Source organism: Streptococcus oralis (assembly GCF_022749195.1).
Classification (GTDB): Bacteria; Bacillota; Bacilli; order Lactobacillales; family Streptococcaceae; genus Streptococcus; species Streptococcus oralis_CI.
Genome location: NZ_CP094226.1, coordinates 1,633,037 through 1,654,910, shown reverse-complemented (window position 1 = coordinate 1,654,910; position 21,874 = coordinate 1,633,037). Strand labels below are relative to the sequence as shown.

General features: G+C 43.7%; 16 protein-coding genes. 14 read left to right on the top strand and 2 right to left on the bottom strand.

Annotation, left to right across the window (positions count from 1 at the left end):
- The first annotated feature begins 39 nt into the window (after window positions 1–39).
- Entirely contained in the window at window positions 40–1,092 is a 1,053-nt protein-coding gene (locus MP387_RS08000) for an LLM class flavin-dependent oxidoreductase (protein ID WP_242746186.1), read from the top strand.
- 223 nt (window positions 1,093–1,315) lie between these two features.
- Here the strand turns inward: MP387_RS08000 and MP387_RS07995 are convergent, their stop codons facing one another.
- Window positions 1,316–2,173, bottom strand: a complete 858-nt coding sequence (locus tag MP387_RS07995; RefSeq protein WP_061428308.1) for a 5'-nucleotidase, lipoprotein e(P4) family — start codon at window positions 2,171–2,173, stop codon at window positions 1,316–1,318.
- 367 nt (window positions 2,174–2,540) lie between these two features.
- Here MP387_RS07995 and MP387_RS07990 point away from each other — a divergent pair, with 367 nt between their 5' ends.
- Genes MP387_RS07990 through MP387_RS07960 form a run of 7 tightly spaced genes read left to right on the top strand, consistent with a single transcriptional unit; the run spans window position 2,541 to window position 7,876 of the window.
- Window positions 2,541–3,545 carry a uroporphyrinogen decarboxylase family protein gene (locus MP387_RS07990; RefSeq protein WP_242746183.1) on the top strand — a complete coding sequence of 335 codons (1,005 nt, stop codon included), beginning with the start codon at window positions 2,541–2,543 and terminating at the stop codon, window positions 3,543–3,545.
- Window positions 3,546–3,556: 11 nt separating this feature from the next.
- Window positions 3,557–3,760 (top strand): hypothetical protein, encoded by a 204-nt coding sequence (locus MP387_RS07985; protein WP_125825661.1) that lies wholly within the window; start codon window positions 3,557–3,559, stop codon window positions 3,758–3,760.
- 2 nt (window positions 3,761–3,762) lie between these two features.
- Window positions 3,763–4,761, top strand: coding sequence for a uroporphyrinogen decarboxylase family protein (locus MP387_RS07980; protein ID WP_242746180.1), 999 nt, complete (start codon window positions 3,763–3,765; stop codon window positions 4,759–4,761).
- Window positions 4,762–4,772: 11 nt separating this feature from the next.
- Window positions 4,773–5,651, top strand: a complete 879-nt coding sequence (locus tag MP387_RS07975; RefSeq protein WP_000037009.1) for a transporter substrate-binding domain-containing protein — start codon at window positions 4,773–4,775, stop codon at window positions 5,649–5,651.
- A gap of 32 nt (window positions 5,652–5,683) precedes the next feature.
- Window positions 5,684–6,376 (top strand): amino acid ABC transporter permease, encoded by a 693-nt coding sequence (locus MP387_RS07970; RefSeq protein ID WP_242746177.1) that lies wholly within the window; start codon window positions 5,684–5,686, stop codon window positions 6,374–6,376.
- A 3-nt stretch (window positions 6,377–6,379) separates the two neighbouring features.
- Entirely contained in the window at window positions 6,380–7,102 is a 723-nt protein-coding gene (locus tag MP387_RS07965) for an amino acid ABC transporter permease (RefSeq protein WP_000350563.1), read from the top strand.
- Window positions 7,103–7,111: 9 nt separating this feature from the next.
- Window positions 7,112–7,876, top strand: coding sequence for an amino acid ABC transporter ATP-binding protein (locus tag MP387_RS07960; protein ID WP_000942251.1), 765 nt, complete (start codon window positions 7,112–7,114; stop codon window positions 7,874–7,876).
- Window positions 7,877–8,078: 202 nt separating this feature from the next.
- Here MP387_RS07960 and MP387_RS07955 read toward each other — a convergent pair whose 3' ends face one another.
- A complete protein-coding gene (locus MP387_RS07955) occupies window positions 8,079–11,795 on the bottom strand; it encodes a pullulanase (RefSeq protein ID WP_242746174.1) in 3,717 nt (1,238 codons plus the stop codon).
- A 443-nt stretch (window positions 11,796–12,238) separates the two neighbouring features.
- Here MP387_RS07955 and rpoB point away from each other — a divergent pair, with 443 nt between their 5' ends.
- The 6 genes from rpoB to MP387_RS07925 all read left to right on the top strand — a co-directional run bounded on the left by rpoB (window position 12,239) and on the right by MP387_RS07925 (window position 21,873).
- Window positions 12,239–15,850 carry a DNA-directed RNA polymerase subunit beta gene (rpoB, locus tag MP387_RS07950; RefSeq protein ID WP_242746171.1) on the top strand — a complete coding sequence of 1,204 codons (3,612 nt, stop codon included), beginning with the start codon at window positions 12,239–12,241 and terminating at the stop codon, window positions 15,848–15,850.
- Between the two features lie 32 nt (window positions 15,851–15,882).
- Window positions 15,883–19,548, top strand: a complete 3,666-nt coding sequence (gene rpoC / locus MP387_RS07945; protein WP_242746168.1) for a DNA-directed RNA polymerase subunit beta' — start codon at window positions 15,883–15,885, stop codon at window positions 19,546–19,548.
- A gap of 109 nt (window positions 19,549–19,657) precedes the next feature.
- Window positions 19,658–20,077 carry a nucleoside-diphosphate kinase gene (gene ndk / locus MP387_RS07940; RefSeq protein WP_049489472.1) on the top strand — a complete coding sequence of 140 codons (420 nt, stop codon included), beginning with the start codon at window positions 19,658–19,660 and terminating at the stop codon, window positions 20,075–20,077.
- 134 nt (window positions 20,078–20,211) lie between these two features.
- On the top strand, window positions 20,212–20,835 hold the full coding sequence (locus MP387_RS07935) for a hypothetical protein (RefSeq protein ID WP_242746148.1): 624 nt from the start codon (window positions 20,212–20,214) through the stop codon (window positions 20,833–20,835).
- An 83-nt stretch (window positions 20,836–20,918) separates the two neighbouring features.
- A complete protein-coding gene (gene tsaE, locus MP387_RS07930) occupies window positions 20,919–21,362 on the top strand; it encodes a tRNA (adenosine(37)-N6)-threonylcarbamoyltransferase complex ATPase subunit type 1 TsaE (protein ID WP_061428323.1) in 444 nt (147 codons plus the stop codon).
- Window positions 21,352–21,873, top strand: coding sequence for a GNAT family N-acetyltransferase (locus MP387_RS07925; protein WP_242746146.1), 522 nt, complete (start codon window positions 21,352–21,354; stop codon window positions 21,871–21,873). The genes tsaE and MP387_RS07925 overlap by 11 nt, the downstream gene beginning before the upstream one ends.
- Window position 21,874 lies beyond the last annotated feature (1 nt).

Here is a 21,874-nt window from a genome sequence, read left to right as displayed (position 1 = left end):
AAAATACCCTAAAACTAAAAGAGATAGCGAGGAAACAGGATGGTAGAATTAGGAATTTCAACATTTGGTGAAACAACAGCTCTAGAAGCGACTGGGCAGATTTACAGTCATGATGAACGCATTCGTCAGTTGGTGGCAGAAATTGAGCTGGCTGATAAGGTTGGTTTGGATGTGTACGGGATTGGGGAGCATCATCGGGAGGACTTTGCGGTATCGGCGCCAGAGATTGTTCTTGCAGCTGGGGCAGTCAATACCAAGAAGATTCGTTTGACCAGTGCGGTCAGCATTCTCTCGAGTATGGATCCGATTCGCTTGTTCCAACAATATGCCACTATTGATGCCTTGTCAAATGGCCGTGCAGAGATTATGGCTGGGCGTGGATCATTTACCGAGTCTTTCCCACTGTTTGGCTATGACTTGAAAGACTACGAAGCTCTCTTTGATGAAAAGTTAGATCTGCTTCAGTTGGCAAATGAAAGCACCAAAGTGAATTGGCAGGGGCAATTGACCCAAAGCATTGCTGGAAAAGAAGTTTATCCTCGTCCAGTTCAGGACAAATTGCCATTGTGGGTGGCGACAGGTGGTCATGTCGAATCAACAGTGAAGATTGCTCAGGCGGGGTTGCCGATTGTCTATGCTATTATCGGTGGCAATCCGCGTTATTTTAAAAAGCTGATTCAAGCTTATCGTAAGATTGGAAGGGATGCCGGTCATGCGGATAAAGACCTGAAAGTGGGTGCTCATTCTTGGGGCTGGATTGCTGAGGATGGCGAACAGGCTGTAAAAGATTATTTCCATCCGACTAAGCAAGTGGTAGATGCGATTTCCAAGGACCGTCCACACTGGCAGGAGTTGACCTATGAGCAATATTTGGAGCAAGTTGGTCCAAATGGTGCCATGTTTGTGGGAAATCCAGATCAGGTAGCAGAAAAATTGATTCGCATGATTGAGGATTTAGACTTGGACCGTTTCATGCTCCATCTACCGCTTGGTTCTATGCCACATGATCAAGTTTTGAGAGCTATTGAACTCTTCGGCACACAAGTGGCCCCCAAAGTACGAGCTTACTTTGCCATGAAAGAGAGGATATAAAAAAATTCAATTGATTGAGTCGATTGGTGAGGAATACCCATGGATTCAGCAACAGGTGGAAGTGGTACAAGCGATAGAGCATACTATCTAGTGGAATATATACTAGTTTATACCAAGTACAAGATAAAATATCAAAAAAGACGATTTCCGCTTGGAAGTCGTCTTTTTTGATATTCTCGCAAATACGATATCTTGTGGTTTGTGTAAACTGGTAGATCTTATTTTATTTATCAAAACCTTGTAAGTTTTTTTGGCGCTCTTCAGTTTGACCCTTGGCATCCAATTTATTACCATTGTAAACAGTGCTTTCCCATGATCCGTACATTGGGTTAGGGAAAATGATGAATTTCTCACCAAACTCTTTTTGTAATTCCTCTAATTTTTGGTTGCGCTCAGTTTCAGAGGTCTTTGAAAACTCTGCAAAGTCCACAAGATTGTCTCCTAGTAGCATGACTAAGTTGGTTTTTTCTTGGACTGCTTGTCTACGACCTTCTTTAGATTTGACGCCTTTTTCTAAGAACATGAGATGATCGCGGCTTTGTACAGGAATTCCTTCATTTTCTAGGTTTTTGATCGTATCATCTACCTGATCTATCGTGCGGTCAGATACATAGTAAATTTGGACACCGTTTTGGTCTGCAAATTGGAGAAAGTCTTTAGCACCTGGTACAGCCTTGGCTGCGGCTTTTTTTACCCAGACATCCCAGTTTTCTGGGGTAAATGCTGTTCCGTCTTTGACATTTTGAGCTTGATAAGGACTGTTGTCTAATACGGTTTCGTCTAAGTCCAAAACGATAGAGTAGGGTTTATCTGTCTGTGTTTTTAGTAGTTCTTTCAAACGATCAGTAGCGACATTGTAACCTTGTAGATAGAGTGCCTTGGTCTCAGCTGCTTTTTGATACCAAAGAGTTGACATAGTGTTCTCTCTTGAACGCAACTGATCATAGGTCATTGTAACCTGATTATCAGATGTACTACTTTGTGTTGTCTGTGAATTTGCCGAATTTGTGCCACAGCCAGTCAGTAAAATGACGGAAGCAAGTGTAGAAGCAATTGTAATGGTAACTTTGGATATTTTCATAATCCCATCCTCCTAATAATAGTCTACTAATATTGTAGCGTTTTCACGGGATTTGTGCAAGGGAATATCGGGAGAAAATAAATTTTTCAGTAGTAATTTGGTATTAGGATAAAATTATGTACTTAATTTTGGAATGAAGATGGATATAAAAAAATCCAATCGAGTTGATAGAAAATCTATATCAGCTCCTTTTTGAAAAATAGATGAAAATAAAGAGAATCTTTGAAAGGCTAGTAACATCAAGCTTTTCAGGGATTTTTTTCTTTATAGATATAAAAATTTCCAATCGAGTTGATAGTCAATATATATTGGGAAAAGGGGAAAAGGAGTGGTAAGATGGTTTCAATCCAAATGGAAGGAGAGAGGTATGGCAAGTAAAAGAGATCTAGTCTTTAGAGCGATTCGAGGCGATGAAGTGGAAAGAGTTCCTGTGGGATTTTGGTTTCATTTTGTAACACTCGAAGAAAAGGGGCAGGGATTAAATAATCCACGTATCTTTCAAAAAAGTGTTGATGGGCATCGCAACTATGTGGAAAGGATTCGCCCTGATTTTGTCAAAATTATGAGCGACGGTTTTTTCCTTTATCCAAGTAATGTCTATAGTCCTAAGGTTACAAGCATTCAGGAGCTGTCTTCTATTGAGTCGATTAGTGAGGAACACCCATGGATTCAGCAACAGGTGGAAGTGGTACAAGCGATTCGAGAGACCTTTACAGAAGAGATTGCTTCTTTCTACAATATCTTTTCCCCTATCTCCTACCTCAAGCGCTGGTTCCGTACAGAAACTTCACGAGGAGATAGGGAAGTGGCTGATCTATTGCTTGAAAATCCTGAGCAATTTAGAGCGATTCTAGATGTGATTGCAGGAGATATTGCTATCCTAACTCAGAAAATCATCCAGGAAGGTGGAGTTGACGGGATTTACCTCAGCACCCAGGAAATTCAAGATGAGCGCATCACACCAGCACTCTACCAAACCTATATCGAACCGAGCAATATAGCGATTTTAGAGGCTGCCAATCAGGTGGGTGGGACCAATATCCTCCATATCTGTGGTTTTGAAGGTGCGAGCAACGATGTGACGATATTTAAGGACTATCCAGCTCAAGTGGTCAACTGGGCAACCCACCATGAGGATGTTAGTTTGACACAGGGGCAAGAGTTGTTTCCAGGCAAGGCTGTTTTAGGTGGATTTGAAAATGGCAAGAAAAGCTTGCTGTATCAAGGTTCCAAGGCGGAATTGCAAAATGAAACAAGACGGTTGCTGGCTGAAGCTGGTAGTAAAGGAGTTCTTCTGGGAGCTGACTGTACTGTTCCAGATGACTTTGACTTAGAGAGGTTGGACTGGATTCGGCAGGCAGCTGTTCTCTAAAAGGAGGAGCTATGAAAAGTAAAAGATGGGGCATCTTCATTGCAGTTGTCGGTTTGCTGGCCTTGGTTGCCATAAGCGTCGTAAAAAATGGTCACTGCCAAAATGGAGAGAGATGTCGTGGAGTTCAGGATTTTTCCAAGTCCAGTCTCCCCTTTCTACGCTCGAATGATATCGCCAGCAGTTTATTAGTTGAAAAAGTAAGAAATGGAGAATAAGAATGTCAGAAAAAAAAGAATGGGTTTTAAAAGCATTTAGAGGTGAAAAGGTTGATCGTGTGCCAGTTGGCTTTTGGCACCATTTCACATCCGAAGACGAATGGCTACACGGTTTCTCAAATCCAGCCATTATCGAGAAGAATATCGAGGGCCACAAGCGCTTTATCCGAGAAGTTCAGCCAGACTTTATCAAACTCATGAGTGATGGCTACTTTGCTTATCCAAATCCAGCGATTGCCAAAGGGAAATCACTTCAAGAGTTGGCGAGCATTCAAGCACTTGGATCAGACCACGCTTGGATAAAAGAGCAGGTGGACTTGGTTAAGAAAATCAAGCAAGAGTTCACAGAAGATATCGTTGCGATTTACAATATTTTTGCTCCTGTGACCTACCTCAAGTGGCTGCTTGGGGCAGTGTCTGGTGGCGATGACCTCATTGCAGACTTTCTGGCGGAAGATCCTAAAGCCCTTAAAAAGGTGCTGGATGTGATTGCAGAGGATATTGCGAGTCTCAGCCGAGCTGTTATCGAAGAGGCTGGTGCTGATGGAATCTACCTCAGCGTGCAGAGTATCCAAGATCAACGAGTGTCGGCAGCAGATTATCAAGCCGTCATTGCACCTAGCGAGATAACTGTTCTGGAAGCAGCTAGTGCTGTTGGTGGCGTCACAGTTCTTCATATCTGTGGATACGAGGGAGCGCGAAATGATATTCACCTTTTTGCAGACTATCCAGCCCAAGTCTTTAACTGGGCTGTAGGACCAGAAGGAATCACTCTCAAGGAAGGTCGTGAGATTTTTAAGGGACGTACGGTTCTTGGAGGATTCGAAAATGGCAAGACAGGCTTGCTGTATACTGGTAGCAAGGATGCCATTCAGGCTGAGGCAAAGAAACTAGTTGCAGAAGCTGGGGAACAGAGCTTGGTACTTGGGGCAGATTGTACCATTCCAAGTGATATCGCAGTTGAACGTATCCAGTGGGTGAGAGAAGCGCTTGAAAACTAAAGGAGAAAAAGATGAGTAAAAAAGCATGGATTATCGGTGGTGTAGCAGTGGTTGCAGTAATTGGGGCAACGATTATCGGGAGAAGTTTAGCTGGTGCTCCAACCAAGGATGGAGAAACGGCTTCGTCTGCTGAAGTCATAACCTTGAAGGTTGCCCATACACAAAACTATGTGCCTTATGACTTTGTCAATGAAAAAGGGGAATCAGATGGTTATGAGGTAGCTGTTTTGAAGGCTGTTGATGAGAAGTTGGCAAACTATCAATTTGAATATACGGGCACCAGTGATGACGACCTCTTGATTGGTCTGGAATCAGGCAAGTATGACATCGGAACCAAGGGAGCTTGGTACACAGATGAACGAGCTAAAAAGTTTGTCATTCCATCTGAACCAGTCGGAGCGAGCATCATCGGATTTACTGTCAGAAAAGAAGATGAACAGAAATACAAAACCATTGATGACTTTGCTAAGAATAAAGGGAAATTGGTTCCCATCTCTCCACAGAATGCTCAATGGAATGTTATCACCAGCTACAATGAAAAACATCAGGATGCACCGATTGAGCTAACAGCAGCTGAATCCTTTAAAGTAGCAGATGCCTATGCCTGGGTCTTAGAAGGACGTTATGACGCCTTCTTTGATATCAAACTGTCCTTTGAAAAAGCAGTTACCGCAGAAGATGGCCCTTACCACCAATATGCGGATAAACTCAGTTGGTTCCCATACAAGGGCATTCCAACTTATCCCTTGATTCACCGTGATGAAAAGGGTGAGAAATTTGCTAAAGAATACGAAAAAGCAATTAAAGAGTTGAAAGAAGATGGCACGCTTGCTAAGCTATCTCAGCAATACTTTAAAGAAGATGTCTTTAGTTACGTAGACAAAGACTAGACCAGAAATTCCAAGACTAGAAAGGGTTTTGCATGGTTTCTTATGATTTTTCCAAGGTCTTTCAGTTTTTTCCGACCTTATGGCAGGCACTTCCTATGACCTTGTCCATTCTCTTTTTTACCACTCTTCTTGGTTCAATTTTTGGAGGTCTCTTGGCCTGGGCGCAAGTAGGAGAAGACAAGAGTTTTGCAGCGATTTCCAAAGGCTATATCTTTACCCTTCGTTGTACACCACCGATTGTCTTGCTTTTTCTAGTTTTTTATGGCTTGCCAGAATTTCTGAAATGGTGGCTTGGTTTGGATATCAACAATTGGTCTAAAACTATTTTTGTTCTCTTGACGATGATTCTCTTGTTTGCGGCTATTGTTGCCGAGGTTTTCAAGGCGGCCTTTCAAGCTATTCCAAAGGGGCAGACAGAGGCCGGGCTTAGTATTGGTTTGACTCCAAGTCAGACTTTTTGGAGAATCATTTTTCCCCAAGCTTTTCAAGTTGCTCTTCCCAATATAACGACCGCTATACTAAATCTCATGCGGGATGCTGCCTTGGCCTATACGATTGGTTTCGTTGATGTTATGGGGGCGGGGAATCTCTTGATTAGTCGCAATTTAGGGAACTACTCTCTGGAAACCTATACGGCAGTTGCGCTTCTTTACTGGGGGATTGCCCTGGTTATTTCTAGCTTGAGTCGTTTGCTTGAGAAGTCTTTGGAAACAAAAGGGAGGTAAGAAATGGATATAGACTATATTGTAAAGACCTTTCTGGAGACCTTGAAGGGTGTGCCAATCACCTTGATTATCATGATTGTGGCTATGGTCTTAAGCTTTTTACCGGCTCTATTTTTAGCCTTGGGGCAGATTTACAAGGTTCGAGGTGTGAGGAGTTTTTCTCTGGTCTATCTGGCATTTATCCGAGCGACTCCTCCGATTTTATTGATTCTCTTCTTTTATAGTTTGTTTCCAAGTTTGCTGAATCAATTTCTCAAAAGCATAGGAAGTGACTTTGATATTTTTAAGCTTGATCCTCTCTACTATGCTTTTATCATTTATAGTTTGATGACAGTCGGGAGTTTGTCGGAGATTTTGCGTTCAGCTATCTTGACGGTGGACAAGGGACAACTAGAGGCGGCGCATGCGATTGGGCTGACTACGACCCAGGCCTATCTAAGGATTGTTTTTCCTCAAGCCTTGCGCTCAGCCTTGCCTAACTTGGCCAATCTGGTGATCAATATCGTCAAAGGGACCTCCCTGGTCTTTGTCATGACCATCAAGGACATCACCGCTATTGCTCGTGTAGAAGCATCCTACGGCTACCAGTATTTCGAGTCTTATTTTGTGATCTTTTTGCAGTATATTTTGATCTGTGGTTTGATTCAGTGGGGCTTCTCCCTACTGGAGAAAGGCTATGTGAAAAAAGAAAAGAGTGCAAAAGCATCTAGCGCGCGTTTTGTATAGGAGGACAGGATGTTACAAGTAGAACATATCGCAAAAACATTTGGAGAGAGGCAGGTCTTGGAGGATGTCAATCTCCAGGTCAACCAAGGGGATGTCGTCGTTATTTTAGGACCATCAGGTTCGGGGAAAACGACCTTTCTCCGTTGTCTCAACCACTTAGAAAAAGCTGACAGTGGCCGTTTGACCTTGGCAGGAAAGACCTATGACTTGGCCAAATTAAGCAAGAAAGACATTCTAGAAATTCGCCAAAAAACAGCCTTTGTTTTCCAACACTACAATCTCTTTGCAAACAAAACTGCTCTGGAAAATATTCTAGAAGGCCTAATCGTAGCTCGTAAAGTTCCCAAGGAAGAAGCGCTCAAACGTGCAGAATCTGCCTTAGAAAAAGTTGGTTTACTGGCCTATAAGGACTACTACCCTTCACAACTATCTGGAGGGCAACAACAACGAATAGGAATTGCGCGTGCCATTGCCGTTAAGCCCGAGGTCATTTTGCTAGATGAACCAACATCGGCACTAGACCCTGAGTTGGTTGGAGATGTTTTGGATGTTCTGAAACAGTTGGCGGGAGAAGGTGTGACCATGGTAGTCGTCACGCATGAGATGGGATTTGCTAGGGATGTCGCCAACCACGTTATTTTCATGGATGGAGGCCGTATCGTAGAGGAGAACAATCCCCACGATTTCTTTAGTCGTCCACAAGAAGAACGAACCAAGCAGTTCCTGGCTCGTATCTTATCAGATGCTAGCTATAGTGTAGAATATATGATTTGATAGATAAGTGTATCATAAAAACAACACCCCATGACTAGAAGATTCTTCTGACCATGGGGTGTTTTCTCTATAGGAGGGCTATGTTATATTCTTTGAAAATCTCTTCAAACCAGGTCAGCTTCGCCTTATCTACAACTTCAAAGCTGTGCTTTGAGCAGCCTGTGGCTAGCTTTCTAGTTTACTCTTTGATTTTCATTGAGTATCAGTTCTCTTTCTTGTTTTTTATCAACCATCCAAGTCCGAGAAGGGCAAGGATACTGAATCCAGCAAGGGCAAGAAGTGATTTGCTCTCAGTTCCTGTGTTTGGAAGGAGGTTCTGAGAGTTAGCCTCTGCAGCGGTTTCTTGAGTTTCAGGATTGGCTGCTAGGCTTTGAGCTTGGCCTTGTTCTGGTTCAACTTCCGAGCTAGAAAGATCAAATTCTGGTTTTTCTTTCACAGCTGGAGCGACAATGGCACCACCTTGAGATAAGCGGAGAACGACAGCAGTGAGAGCGTTCAATTTTAAGCCTTTTTCAGTCCATTCGAGACCTTGAGGTTTAGCGATTCCTACTGGTCCGGCTTGATTTTCATCTGCCAGGACTTCAGCTTTTCTCAAGTGAGCAAATGCAGTTCCTAGAGTAAATTCGCGAGCCTTATCATCCGCATTGACAAAGACAGCGTAGACATCACCATTTGGAGCAGTGATTTGGTAGCCGATGGTCACATCTTCTTTTTCAACGCCATTTTGTCCTGGAACAGTAATGAGGTGGACGCGCTCTTTGATGTCTTGCAGACTCTTGAGTCGGAAGGCATCTGTCGATTGACGAAGGGCGATCAATCCTTTCATGTAGTTACGGCTCTTGACATTTTCAGGATAAGCTTTGCCATCTGTAGCTTTGGTCCAATCAAACTTGTTGACAGCATCACTAGAGTCGTAAGAGTCATGGATAAAGTAAGGATAGACAAATGGCTTGCCGTCCTTGTCGCGCAACAAGTGAGACTTGTTTGGAACCTTATCTTCAGGAACAGGAGTCTTATAGGCTGGATCAAGGAATTGTTTGGTACGTCCATATTCCTGACCAGAGTGGATAAAGGGAGTTCCTTGAGCGGTCAAGACCATGAGGTTTCCAAGTCGCAAACGACGATGGATTTCAGCATAGTTCTCAGCCTTGCTTGGATCTTTTTTGATAGACTGGGCAATGATGTCAAAGAGGGTCAAGTTATCATGGGCTGCGATATACTGGATAACATCTCCAGGATTGTCAGCCTCAAAGTTAGTTGGTTGGGCAATCAGATTTTTAAAGATGGTATTGATATCGCGTTTGCCACCTGTGATAAAGGCAGGTTGACCTTCGTTTGGATAGCCAGACTTGAGGTTGTTGCGGATGTCGTCTGAAAAGACAGCGACAGTATCTGTTTTCTTCATCCAATCTTGGTCAGCAGGTTGTACAGGCGTATTTTCATCACCAGTATAGGTTCTCCAGCCTTCACCTAGCATGATAAGATTTGGATTGAGGGCGCGTGCAGCCTTGTAAGCTTCTTCGATTGAAGCCGCATCGTGGTCACCCATCATATCAAAGCGGAAACCATCTACTTTGTAGGTTTCAACCAGATACTTGATGGAGTCTACCAAGACACGTTTAGACATGTAGTGGGTAGTTCCCAAACGGCCGCCTCCGAAGCTAGTACGTGGAGTTCCGTCTGCATCCATAAAGTGATAGTAGTTTGGCTCAATATCTTCAAAAATATCAACATTTGCAGTATGGTTGTAGACCACGTCCAGGATAGCCCCCATGCCACGTTTGTGGATTTCGTTGATGAGATTTTTGAATTCTGCGATACGTTTTTCTGGATCCTTAGGATCGCTTGAGTACATACCAGTCAAGGAGAAGTAGTTTTGAGGGTCATATCCCCAGTTGTAGTTGCTGTTGCTTGAAGCGTAGGCAGACAAACGTTCTTGGTTTTTCAATTCATTGACAAAGTAGTAAGACAAGACTGGAAGGAGCTGGATGTGGGTCACACCCAAGTCTTTGAGATAGTCCAGTTTTTCGATAAAGGCTTCAAAGGTACCAAATGGCTTGGTCAAGTCTTTTGCGATGGCAGGATCCGAAGTGAAGTCACGTACATGAGCTTCATAGATAACGGCATCTTCACGTGATTTGAAGTTACGAATCTTTCCATAGGTCAAGTCTTGCGGACCTAACTTCGCTGGATCGACAAAGGCAGCTTTAGCGACCTTATGAGCGGCATCTGTTTTTGCTAGGTCACTGTTCCAAGCCGCTAATGATTTGGCATAAGGGTCAAGAACGAGGACAGTTTTACCTTGGCGCTCGATTTGGTAGTGGTAGTAGTAGCCAGTGTAGTTGCTGATACCGAGACCAGAGTTTGCATCCAGAGTTTGTTTCCAGGTTCCTTTTTCTCCTTTTTCAAGGGCGACAGTTCCAACTACTTTTTCAGGGTCTTTCTTGTCATAGACAACAACGGAAACCTTATCAGCACTTGGAGACCAGAGGGTGAGATCAACACGCTTGCCATCTTCTTTTAGAGTTGCGCCGAGTGGACCATCGTAACTGTAGGATTCATCCTTGAGGCGCCAGCTTGAACGTGTGGTAAAGCGGTCTGAATTGTAGCTGACAGTGTAAGGGTGTTGAGTGTCAGAGAAGTCGCCGATATAGGTCACTTTTTTACCTGCCTCATCCACTTCCACGTCTGTGATAGTTACTTTATTCCCTTGGTAATCAGTGATGCTGGAGTGTTTGAGGATGTCGTCTTTCTTAGCTCCAACTAGGGTAGAAAAACTGCTTTCGATACGAGATTTAGCCACGTGTTGGGCACCAGTCATGCGGATATCGTGCACATAGTAGGGGTTGGTGTAGATGGTTTCGTCATCATCCTTGAGGAAAATCTGACTGTGATTTTTTAGATCAGTGAATTTATAATCCTCTTTTCTGATTTTCACATCATCGCCTTTCTTGCTTTCGTCTAGTAATAAAAATCCAAATTCTCTTGCAGCTTCATTGAGTGGGATATCAATGTAGCGTCCATATTTTCCAGTTGCGGTAAAGTCAGTACCGTCAGGCCATTCTCCACTGCTTGGGTTTTTGACATCGCCCCAATACCAAAGAGATTTTTTGTCATAGTTGCCATCTGTGCGGTAATAGTTGACACGGACAGTTCCTGCTGGTTGAGGGCGGTAGTTGTGTACCTTGTAGTTTTCATCTAGCCAAGCCTCATTCATTTTTGGAGAGAGGCGTTCTACAGAACGGTCCCCTGTCAGGTTATCCCCCTTGGTATTGTTGATAAGGAAGCTGACTTTCTTGGCTTGCTCATTTTTGAGTTTGACATCTAGATAATAGCCGTAGTCATCTTGCTTGGCATCCTTGAAGGACTTGGCTCCATTTGGCCAGTTTTCAGACTTCTTTTCAACATCGTCCCAAGTCCAAAGGCCTTGAGAATCTTTGTTTTCTTCAGGGAGTTTCTTTACATGGATGCGGAAGTAGTTGTCTGCGATGGGTTCTTCAGAAGATGTGTCTGCTTGTGATTTTTGATCAGAACTTGGCGTTGAAGTCGGAGTATCTACCTTTTCTTCTTTGCTGTTAGGCTGGTTTGTAGTAGTGTCTTCTGTTTTTGGGGGTTCTGGTGCTGCAGTAGTTTCCACAGCTGGGGCTTCCTTTTTAGTTTCAAGGGAAGCGTTTGCATTATTTTGTTCAGAAATGGGCGTTTTCTTTTGAGTTTGACTCGTTTCAGTCTCAGTAGGGGCCTTGGTCACAGCGCTAGTATTTTCCTGAGTTTGAGGAAGGTTTTCGTTAGCTGAAATAGTTGGCATTGCAGCAGAAAGGAAGACAATGCTGGCACCAATAAGGACAGAACCAGTTCCGTTCTTCAAGGAACGGATACCATAAATCATTTTTTTCTCAGTTTGAGATGGGATCTTTTTCATCACAATTCTCCTTGTGTAGTTGTTCCCTAACAGTATAGCACGAGGTAAACATTAGTGCAAGCGTTTTCCTAGTTTTTGAGAGAAAATATAATGCTTCATTCTCTTGAAATTTTTAAATAATATATAGGAAAAGATTGTTTAAAAAGTAGTAAAAAAACCTTGAAAAATCTGGCTAGATAAGGTATAATATGAGTAATCATTTGTCGTAGGTTTTGTCTGAAATATTGTCCAGACAAGGCTCACAGCAGTTAAATCTTCTGAAAAAGTCAGATTTAGCTGCTCTTTTTGTGCTTTTTTTCAGGTTTTTGAGTGCTTGTAACAAAGATTTAAAGATTCTGAAAATTTGTCAAAGGGACACGGTGATAGGGGTTTTTAAAAACCATATGACGATTAGAAAAGCCTGATTGACAAGGCTTGAAATTTATTTACAAAGGAGAATCATCTTGGCAGGACATGACGTTCAATACGGGAAACATCGTACCCGTCGTAGTTTTTCAAGAATCAAAGAAGTTCTTGACTTACCAAATTTGATTGAAATTCAAACTGATTCATTCAAAGATTTCCTAGACCACGGTCTTAAGGAAGTATTTGAAGATGTATTGCCAATTTCAAACTTCACAGAAACTATGGAGTTGGAATTTGTTGGATATGAAATCAAGGAACCAAAATACACGCTCGAAGAAGCACGTATCCACGATGCTAGCTACTCAGCACCAATTTTTGTAACCTTCCGCTTGATCAATAAAGAAACAGGCGAAATCAAGACCCAAGAAGTCTTCTTTGGAGATTTCCCAATCATGACCGAAATGGGTACTTTCATCATCAACGGTGGTGAACGTATTATCGTTTCTCAGTTGGTCCGCTCACCAGGTGTTTACTTTAATGATAAAGTAGACAAGAACGGTAAAGTAGGCTACGGCTCAACTGTTATCCCTAACCGTGGAGCTTGGTTAGAACTTGAAAGCGACTCAAAAGACATCGCTTATACTCGTATCGACCGTACTCGTAAGATTCCATTTACGACCTTGGTTCGTGCACTTGGTTTCTCAGGTGATGATGAAATCTTTGATATCTTCGGTGACAGCGAATTGGTTCGCAATACTGTTGAAAAAGATATCCACAAGAATCCAATGGACTCTCGTACAGACGAAGCTTTGAAAGAAATTTATGAACGCCTTCGTCCAGGTGAGCCTAAGACTGCTGAAAGCTCACGTAGCTTGCTTGTGGCACGTTTCTTCGACCCACGCCGCTACGATTTGGCAGCAGTTGGTCGTTACAAGATCAATAAAAAACTCAACGTTAAAACACGCTTGCTCAACCAAACCATTGCGGAGCCATTGGTAGACCCTGAAACTGGTGAAATCTTGGTAGAAGCTGGTACCGTTATGACTCGTAGCGTGATTGAAAGTATCGAGAGTCACTTGGATGGCGACTTGAACAAGATCGTTTATATTCCAAACGATGCAGCTGTTTTGACAGAACCAGTTGTCCTTCAAAAATTCAAGGTTGTTGCTCCAACGGACCCAGACCGTGTTGTAACCATCATCGGAAATGCCAATCCAGACGACAAGGTTCGTGTTGTAACTCCTGCGGATATCCTTGCAGAGATGAGCTACTTCCTCAACTTGGCGGAAGGTATCGGACGTGTGGATGATATCGACCACCTTGGGAACCGTCGTATCCGTGCAGTTGGTGAATTGCTTGCCAACCAAGTACGTCTTGGACTTTCTCGTATGGAACGTAACGTCCGTGAACGTATGTCTGTTCAAGACAATGAAGTTTTAACACCACAACAAATCATCAATATCCGTCCTGTAACAGCTGCGGTTAAAGAATTCTTTGGTTCATCACAGTTGTCACTGTTCATGGACCAACACAACCCGCTTTCTGAGTTGTCTCACAAACGCCGTTTGTCAGCCTTGGGACCTGGTGGTTTGACTCGTGACCGTGCTGGATATGAAGTTCGTGACGTGCACTACACTCACTATGGTCGTATGTGTCCAATCGAGACACCTGAAGGACCTAACATCGGTTTGATCAATAACTTGTCATCTTACGGGCACTTGAACAAGTATGGATTTGTTCAAACACCATACCGTAAGGTTGATCGTGAAACAGGTGTAGTCACAAACGAAATTGTTTGGTTGACAGCCGATGAAGAAGATGAATTTACTGTAGCGCAGGCTAACTCTCGCCTCAACGAAGACGGTACTTTTGCTGAGAAGGTTGTCATGGGACGTCACCAAGGGGTCAACCAAGAGTATCCAGCAGAAGTGGTTGACTACATGGACGTGTCACCAAAACAGGTAGTTGCCGTTGCGACAGCATGTATTCCTTTCTTGGAAAACGATGACTCCAACCGAGCCCTCATGGGTGCCAACATGCAACGTCAGGCTGTGCCATTGATTGATCCAAAAGCACCTTACGTTGGTACTGGTATGGAATACCAAGCAGCTCATGATTCTGGAGCGGCTGTTATTGCTCAGTATGGAGGTAAAGTTACTTACGCAGATGCTGACAAGGTAGAAGTTCGTCGTGAAGATGGTTCACTAGATGTTTACCACATCCAAAAATTCCGTCGTTCAAACTCAGGTACTGCCTACAACCAACGCACTCTCGTTAAAGTTGGTGATGTCGTTGAAAAAGGAGACTTCATCGCTGATGGACCTTCTATGGAAAAAGGGGAAATGGCGCTTGGACAAAACCCAATCGTTGCCTACATGACATGGGAAGGTTACAACTTCGAGGATGCTGTTATCATGAGCGAACGCTTGGTCAAAGACGATGTCTATACATCTGTCCACCTCGAGGAATACGAATCAGAAACCCGCGATACAAAGCTTGGGCCTGAAGAAATTACTCGTGAAATTCCAAACGTTGGTGAAGATGCTCTTAAAGACCTTGACGAAATGGGGATTATCCGTATCGGTGCTGAGGTTAAAGAAGGGGACATCCTTGTAGGTAAAGTCACACCTAAGGGAGAGAAAGACCTTTCAGCTGAAGAGCGTCTCTTGCACGCTATCTTCGGAGACAAGTCTCGTGAAGTGCGTGACACTTCTCTCCGTGTACCTCACGGTGCCGATGGTGTCGTTCGTGATGTTAAGATTTTTACACGTGCAAATGGAGATGAGTTGCAATCAGGCGTTAACATGCTGGTTCGCGTCTACATTGCTCAAAAACGTAAGATCAAGGTCGGAGATAAGATGGCCGGACGTCACGGAAACAAAGGGGTTGTCTCTCGTATCGTTCCTGTAGAAGACATGCCTTACCTTCCAGACGGAACTCCCGTTGATATCATGTTGAACCCGCTTGGGGTACCATCACGTATGAATATCGGTCAGGTTATGGAGCTTCACCTTGGTATGGCAGCACGTACTCTTGGTATCCATATCGCAACACCAGTCTTTGACGGAGCAAGTTCTGAAGATCTTTGGGACACTGTTAAAGAAGCAGGTATGGATAGCGATGCAAAGACAATCCTTTACGATGGACGTACTGGTGAGCCGTTTGACAACCGTGTATCAGTTGGTGTCATGTACATGATCAAACTCCACCACATGGTTGATGATAAATTGCACGCTCGTTCAGTCGGACCATACTCAACCGTTACCCAACAACCACTCGGAGGTAAAGCTCAGTTTGGTGGACAACGTTTCGGTGAGATGGAAGTTTGGGCTCTTGAAGCCTACGGTGCGTCAAATGTCCTTCAAGAAATCTTGACTTACAAGTCTGACGATATCAACGGACGTTTGAAAGCTTATGAAGCCATTACAAAAGGAAAACCAATTCCAAAACCAGGTGTTCCAGAATCCTTCCGAGTTCTTGTTAAAGAATTGCAATCTCTTGGTCTTGACATGCGTGTTCTTGACGAAGATGACCAAGAAGTGGAACTTCGCGACTTGGATGAAGGAATGGACGAAGATGTCATCCACGTAGATGATCTTGAAAAAGCCCGCGAAAAAGCAGCCCAAGAGGCTAAAGCAGCCTTTGAAGCTGAAGAAGCAGAGAAAGCAACAAAAGCGGAAGCAACAGAAGAAGCTGCTGAACAAGAATAAGCAGTTCACTTAGAATAGAAAGGGAAGAAATAGTGGTTGATGTAAATCGTTTTAAAAGTATGCAAATCACCCTAGCTTCTCCAAGCAAAGTCCGTTCATGGTCTTATGGAGAAGTCAAAAAACCTGAAACAATCAATTACCGTACCTTGAAACCAGAACGTGAAGGACTCTTTGACGAAGTCATCTTTGGTCCTACAAAGGACTGGGAATGTGCTTGTGGGAAGTACAAACGCATTCGCTACAGAGGAATTGTTTGTGACCGCTGTGGGGTTGAAGTAACGCGTACAAAAGTTCGTCGTGAGCGTATGGGGCACATCGAGTTGAAAGCTCCTGTATCTCACATCTGGTATTTCAAGGGGATTCCAAGCCGTATGGGCTTGACCCTTGATATGAGCCCTCGTGCCCTCGAGGAAGTGATCTACTTTGCGGCTTACGTGGTGATTGATCCTAAGGATACACCGCTTGAGCACAAGTCTATCATGACAGAGCGCGAATACCGTGAGCGCTTGCGTGAGTATGGCTATGGATCATTCATTGCCAAGATGGGTGCCGAAGCCATCCAAGACCTCTTGAAACAAGTAGATCTTGAAAAAGAAATTACTGAACTCAAAGAAGAGTTGAAAACAGCTACTGGACAAAAACGTGTCAAAGCCATCCGTCGTTTGGATGTTTTGGATGCCTTTTACAAGTCTGGAAACAAGCCTGAATGGATGATTCTCAACATCCTTCCAGTTATTCCACCAGACCTTCGTCCAATGTTGCAGTTGGATGGTGGCCGTTTTGCCTCATCTGACTTGAACGACCTTTACCGCCGTGTTATCAACCGTAACAACCGCTTGGCTCGTTTGCTTGAGTTGAATGCACCAGGTATCATCGTTCAAAATGAGAAGCGTATGCTTCAAGAAGCGGTTGACGCTTTGATTGATAATGGCCGTCGTGGTCGTCCGATTACAGGACCAGGTAGCCGTCCACTGAAATCATTGAGCCACATGCTTAAAGGGAAACAAGGACGCTTCCGTCAAAACTTGCTCGGTAAACGTGTTGACTTCTCAGGACGTTCCGTTATCGCCGTTGGTCCAACTCTTAAGATGTACCAATGTGGTGTGCCACGTGAAATGGCGATTGAGCTCTTTAAACCATTCGTCATGCGTGAAATCGTTGCCCGTGACATCGTGCAAAACGTTAAGGCAGCTAAACGCTTGGTGGAACGTGGAGACGAACGCATCTGGGATATCCTTGAAGAAGTAATCAAAGAACACCCAGTTCTTTTGAACCGCGCACCGACCCTTCACCGTTTGGGTATCCAAGCCTTCGAGCCAGTCTTGATTGATGGTAAGGCCCTTCGCTTGCACCCGCTTGTCTGTGAAGCCTACAATGCCGACTTTGACGGGGACCAAATGGCCATCCACGTACCGCTTTCAGAAGAAGCTCAAGCAGAAGCTCGTATCTTGATGTTGGCTGCTGAGCATATCTTGAATCCGAAAGATGGTAAACCAGTTGTTACTCCTTCTCAGGACATGGTTTTGGGTAACTACTACTTGACCATGGAAGAAGCTGGTCGTGAGGGTGAAGGAATGGTCTTCAAAGACCGTGACGAAGCGGTTATGGCTTACCGTAATGGTTATGTTCACCTCCACTCACGTGTTGGTATCGCGACAGACAGCCTCAACAAACCTTGGACTGAAGAGCAAAAACACAAGGTCTTGCTTACAACAGTTGGTAAAATCCTCTTCAACGACATCATGCCAGAGGGTCTGCCTTACTTGCAAGAACCAACAAATGCCAACTTAACAGAAGGTGTTCCAGCTAAATACTTCTTGCCACTAGGTGGAGATATCAAGGAAGCTATTCGCAATCTTGAACTCAACCCTCCATTCAAGAAGAAAAATCTTGGGAATATCATCGCTGAAATCTTCAAACGTTTCCGTACGACAGAAACTTCTGCCCTACTTGACCGCATGAAGAATCTCGGATACCACCACTCAACTCTTGCAGGTTTGACAGTGGGTATTGCCGATATCCCAGTTGTTGAAGACAAGGCTGAAATCATCGAAGAATCACACAAACGTGTAGAACAAATCACCAAACAATTCCGTCGTGGTATGATCACAGACGACGAGCGCTACAACGCTGTTACAGCTGAATGGCGTGCAGCCCGTGAAAAATTGGAGAAACGTTTGGTTGCCAACCAAGATCCTAAGAACCCAATCGTTATGATGATGGACTCTGGGGCCCGTGGTAACATCTCAAACTTCTCACAGCTTGCCGGTATGCGTGGTCTGATGGCCGCTCCGAATGGACGTATCATGGAATTGCCAATCCTTTCAAACTTCCGCGAAGGTTTGTCAGTACTCGAAATGTTCTTCTCAACTCACGGTGCCCGTAAAGGTATGACCGATACGGCCCTTAAGACAGCCGACTCAGGTTATTTGACTCGTCGTTTGGTTGACGTTGCCCAAGACGTTATCATCCGTGAGGACGACTGTGGAACAGACCGTGGTCTCTTGATCCGTTCTATCGCAGAAGGAAAAGAGATGATCGAGTCTCTCGAAGAACGCCTCAACGGTCGTTACACTAAGAAAACTGTTAAACATCCAGAAACTGGTGCAGTGATCATCGGTCCAAATGAGTTGATTACAGAAGACAAGGCGCGTGAAATTGTCAATGCTGGTGTGGAAGAAGTGACTATCCGCTCTGTATTTACATGTAACACCCGTCATGGTGTCTGCCGTCACTGTTACGGTATCAACTTGGCGACTGGTGATGCGGTTGAAGTTGGTGAAGCAGTTGGTACAATCGCTGCCCAATCTATCGGGGAACCTGGTACACAGCTTACAATGCGTACCTTCCACACGGGTGGGGTTGCCTCAAATACCGATATCACTCAGGGTCTTCCTCGTGTCCAAGAAATCTTTGAAGCCCGCAATCCTAAAGGGGAAGCGGTCATCACAGAGGTCAAAGGACAAGTTACTGCTATCGAAGAAGACGCGTCAACTCGTACCAAGAAAGTCTTCGTTAAGGGTGAAACTGGAGAAGGCGAATACGTGGTACCATTTACAGCCCGTATGCGTGTCGAAGTTGGAGACCGAGTCTCTCGCGGTGCGGCATTGACAGAAGGTTCTATCCAACCAAAACGTCTCCTTGCTGTTCGTGATGTCTTGTCAGTTGAAACTTATCTTCTCGGTGAAGTACAAAAAGTTTACCGTAGCCAAGGGGTAGAAATCGGTGACAAACACATCGAGGTAATGGTTCGTCAAATGATCCGTAAAGTTCGTGTCATGGATCCAGGTGACACAGACCTTCTTATGGGTACTCTCATGGACATCAACGACTTTACAGATGCCAACAAGGATGTTCTTATCGCAGGTGGAGTTCCAGCGACTGGTCGCCCAGTTCTTATGGGAATCACCAAAGCCTCACTTGAAACCAACAGTTTCTTGTCAGCGGCTTCCTTCCAGGAAACAACTCGTGTCCTTACAGATGCAGCCATCCGTGGTAAGAAAGATCATCTCCTTGGACTCAAGGAAAATGTTATCATCGGTAAGATTATCCCAGCAGGTACTGGTATGGCTCGCTACCGTAACCTTGAACCACAAGCCGTCAATGAAGCAGAATATCTGGCTCCAGAACAAGAAGAGGCAGAACTTGCTCCTGTAGAGGAAGTTGTGGAAATCCAAGTTGAAGAAACAGTAGAATAAAGCAAACAAGAGAACCTTTGGGTTCTCTTTGTTTTATTTCAGAAAATTTTCCAAATTTTTCATAAAGTATGGTAGAATAGAAGAACTAAAATGCCAGGGAGGTGTCCATATGGAACAAACATTCTTTATCATTAAGCCAGATGGTGTGAAAAGAGGGCTGGTTGGTCAGGTTCTGAAAAGAATTGAGGAGCGTGGTTTCAAAATCGAAAAATTAGAGTTGCGTTCAGCAGTTTCAGAAGATTTGATTGACCAGCACTATCAAGACTTGGTTGAAAAAAGTTTTTATCCTCCTATCCGTCAGTTTATGACCTCAGGACCAGTAGTGGTGGGCATTCTATCAGGTCCGAAAGTGATTGAAACTTGGCGGACCATGATGGGTGCTACTCGTCCAGAAGAAGCTCTGCCAGGAACTATCCGAGGAGATTTTGCCAAGGCTGCAGGAGACAATCAAGCCATTCAAAATGTAGTTCACGGCTCCGATTCGGAAGCTTCTGCAAAACGTGAAATTGCTCTCTGGTTTAAGGATTAGACTGGTAAAAAAACAGTTCTGTGTACAACAGAACTGTTTTTTGGTCAGTTGAGCACAAAAAATGGACACTTGAGGCGGAAACAATCATTTCAAACTCCTCACAAGGTATAATCCCATATAGGGAGGGAGAAGAAATGGTAAAATCAATTCGCCTATTGTTGTTGATTGCAGTCATCCAGATTAGTTTTTCTAGTTGCCTATTATGGAAAGAATCCTTTTTATCTTTAAAACAGACCAATGCTTATTTTTTGATTTTGATAGTAGGAATTTCTGTTTTGTGCGCTGGGATAAATTATTTCCATACAGCAGACCAGTCTAGACATAGTATTTTGCATGTTCAAAAGAAAGTGAGTCTTGTTTATTGCCTCCTTTTAGTAGTCAATCTTCTGGCAACCTGTCTGGTTCTCTCAGAAAGCATCCAAACCACTAGCAAATTGCAGCAGGAATTGGTTGACCTCTTTTTGCCCTCCTTTTTTTTCTTGCTAGGAGTAGATCTATTGATTTTCTTACCTTTTGATAAAATTTTTCGCGATATAGAAAATCACCTAAATAAAAAGAAAACAGTCGTCATTTCCGTTCTAGCTACGATGGTTTTCTTGAGGAATCCCTTAGTGATTTCCTCGATTCTCATTTATATCAGTGTTGGTTTTCTATGCGCACGTTTCCTTTTTCCCAAATGTATCCAAAGGGAAATCTCCTTTTATGGACACCTGATTCGGGATATCCTGTTTGTTTTTTCAGTAGTTGTATTCTTTTAAGTGGAGGAGAATCTTTCAAAATTGTTATAGTAAGTCCATAAAGAAAATTCACACAAAAGAAAACTTTTTGGTATAATAGTAGCATGCACACAAAAAATGAAGAAGAGCTTCTAGCTCTCGGAGAAAGATTAGGCCATTTGCTTCAAAAAGACGATGTTCTGATCTTGACTGGAGAGTTGGGTGCGGGTAAAACAACCTTTACAAAGGGCCTTGCTAAGGGCTTGGATATCCATCAGATGATTAAAAGTCCAACCTATACCATTGTCAGAGAGTACGAAGGGCGTTTGCCACTTTACCACTTGGATGTCTACCGTATCGAAGGTGATGCTGATTCTATTGACTTGGATGAGTTTCTCTTTGGAGGTGGTGTGACTGTTATTGAGTGGGGGCATCTTTTGGGTGAAGATTTACCAGATTCTTACTTGGAGTTGGAAATTTTGAAAGAAGCTGAGGGTCGTTGTCTTCATTTTACGGCTCATGGCTCTCGGGCTGAACAACTCATCAAGGAGCTTCAAGATGGAGTATGAGTTGTGTATTCGTGAGGCAGAGATTTTAGATGCTACAGCCTTAATTGCATTTTTAGATTGTGTTGGTCAAGAGACAGATTTTACCAGCTTGGATGAAAATGGTATCATGATGACAGCTTCTGAAATGGCTCTTTTTATCGAAAAACAAGCTACATCAGAGAATCAAATTACTCTCCTCGCCTTACTGAATGCTGAGATTGCAGGAGTCTTAAATATCACAGCAGACCAACATTTAAGAGTTCGACATATCGGTGATGTTTTTCTAGCAGTTCGCAAGAAATTCTGGAACCAAGGCTTGGCGACTATACTTCTAGAAGAAGGCATCGAGTGGGCTAAATCCAGTGGTGTCTTGCGCCGTTTGCAACTCAGTGTACAAAAACGAAACGAGGCCGCTATCCACCTCTACTCAAAAATGGGATTTATCACAGAAGGCTTACAAGAAAGAGGAGCCTATTTAGCAGAAGGGATATTTTTAGATGTTTGTCTTATGGGCAAGCTGATAAATGAATAAC

Bases quoted from the DNA above. Each gene is read 5' to 3' on its own strand.
- MP387_RS07990 (WP_242746183.1), top strand. From the start codon at position 2,541: ATGGCAAGTAAAAGAGATCTAGTCTTTAGAGCGATTCGAGGCGATGAA.
- MP387_RS07925 (WP_242746146.1), top strand. From the start codon at position 21,352: ATGGAGTATGAGTTGTGTATTCGTGAGGCAGAGATTTTAGATGCTACA.
- ndk (WP_049489472.1), top strand. From the start codon at position 19,658: ATGGAACAAACATTCTTTATCATTAAGCCAGATGGTGTGAAAAGAGGG.
- MP387_RS07935 (WP_242746148.1), top strand. From the start codon at position 20,212: ATGGTAAAATCAATTCGCCTATTGTTGTTGATTGCAGTCATCCAGATT.
- MP387_RS07975 (WP_000037009.1), top strand. From the start codon at position 4,773: ATGAGTAAAAAAGCATGGATTATCGGTGGTGTAGCAGTGGTTGCAGTA.
- MP387_RS07995 (WP_061428308.1), bottom strand. From the start codon at position 2,173: ATGAAAATATCCAAAGTTACCATTACAATTGCTTCTACACTTGCTTCC.
- MP387_RS07980 (WP_242746180.1), top strand. From the start codon at position 3,763: ATGTCAGAAAAAAAAGAATGGGTTTTAAAAGCATTTAGAGGTGAAAAG.
- tsaE (WP_061428323.1), top strand. From the start codon at position 20,919: ATGCACACAAAAAATGAAGAAGAGCTTCTAGCTCTCGGAGAAAGATTA.
- MP387_RS07970 (WP_242746177.1), top strand. From the start codon at position 5,684: ATGGTTTCTTATGATTTTTCCAAGGTCTTTCAGTTTTTTCCGACCTTA.
- MP387_RS07965 (WP_000350563.1), top strand. From the start codon at position 6,380: ATGGATATAGACTATATTGTAAAGACCTTTCTGGAGACCTTGAAGGGT.
- MP387_RS07955 (WP_242746174.1), bottom strand. From the start codon at position 11,795: ATGAAAAAGATCCCATCTCAAACTGAGAAAAAAATGATTTATGGTATC.
- MP387_RS07985 (WP_125825661.1), top strand. From the start codon at position 3,557: ATGAAAAGTAAAAGATGGGGCATCTTCATTGCAGTTGTCGGTTTGCTG.
- MP387_RS07960 (WP_000942251.1), top strand. From the start codon at position 7,112: ATGTTACAAGTAGAACATATCGCAAAAACATTTGGAGAGAGGCAGGTC.
- MP387_RS08000 (WP_242746186.1), top strand. From the start codon at position 40: ATGGTAGAATTAGGAATTTCAACATTTGGTGAAACAACAGCTCTAGAA.